This is a genomic window from Paenibacillus sp. J53TS2 (genome assembly GCF_018403305.1).
GTDB classification, from domain to species: Bacteria; Bacillota; Bacilli; order Paenibacillales; family Paenibacillaceae; genus Fontibacillus; species Fontibacillus rhizolycopersici.
In genome coordinates this window covers 1-681 of the sequence record NZ_BOSK01000026.1, presented here as the reverse complement: position 1 = coordinate 681, position 681 = coordinate 1, and the positions used below count along the sequence as shown (strand labels likewise).

Sequence of the window (681 nt, the reverse complement as noted above, 5' to 3'; positions counted from 1 at the left end):
TTTGGATAAGCCCTCGACCGATTAGTACCTGTCAGCTCCATACATTGCTGCACTTCCACCTCAGGCCTATCAACCTCGTCGTCTTCAAGGGGTCTTACTAATTGGGAAATCTCATCTTGAGGGGGGCTTCACGCTTAGATGCTTTCAGCGCTTATCCCGTCCGCACTTAGCTACCCAGCTATGCTCCTGGCGGAACAACTGGTGCACCAGCGGTGCGTCCATCCCGGTCCTCTCGTACTAAGGACAGCTCCTCTCAAATTTCCTGCGCCCACGACAGATAGGGACCGAACTGTCTCACGACGTTCTGAACCCAGCTCGCGTACCGCTTTAATGGGCGAACAGCCCAACCCTTGGGACCTACTTCAGCCCCAGGATGCGATGAGCCGACATCGAGGTGCCAAACCTCCCCGTCGATGTGGACTCTTGGGGGAGATAAGCCTGTTATCCCCAGGGTAGCTTTTATCCGTTGAGCGATGGCCCTTCCATGCGGTACCACCGGATCACTAAGCCCGACTTTCGTCCCTGCTCGACTTGTCAGTCTCGCAGTCAAGCTCCCTTTTGCCTTTGCACTCTTCGAATGATTTCCAACCATTCTGAGGGAACCTTGGGGCGCCTCCGTTACTCTTTAGGAGGCGACCGCCCCAGTCAAACTGCCCACCTGACACTGTCCCCGTACCGGAT

General features: G+C 55.8%; 1 rRNA gene. It reads right to left on the bottom strand.

From position 1 onward, the window contains the following. Window position 1 precedes the first annotated feature (1 nt). A 23S ribosomal RNA gene (locus KJS42_RS22920) occupies window positions 2-681 on the bottom strand; the annotation flags it as partial.